Below are 218 nucleotides of genomic sequence, written 5' to 3'. Positions count from 1 at the left end.
CCGTGGACGATATGAAGGAGCGCCAGGGTCTCGAAGCCCCGTGCGAACGGAATCGTCAGCGAAACTGCCGCGTACAGGAGCGCCGGACCGACCATGACGCGGCGGATGCCATAGGCTGCTGCGAGCCAGGCCACGGCGGGTGCGAGCACGATCTGGGGCGCCGTCGCGAGCGTGCTTAGCCATGCGCCTTCGTCGACGCCGAGGCCGAACTCCTGTCG

At 68.3% G+C, this 218-nt stretch carries 1 pseudogene; it reads right to left on the bottom strand.

Features of this window, described 5'->3' with window-relative positions:
- Nucleotides 1-218, bottom strand: a pseudogene (locus tag AF337_RS07325) (MFS transporter); the annotation flags it as partial.

This window comes from Rhizobium ecuadorense, assembly GCF_001187535.1.
Taxonomy (GTDB): domain Bacteria; phylum Pseudomonadota; class Alphaproteobacteria; order Rhizobiales; family Rhizobiaceae; genus Rhizobium; species Rhizobium ecuadorense.
This window is presented reverse-complemented; position numbering and strand designations above follow the sequence as displayed.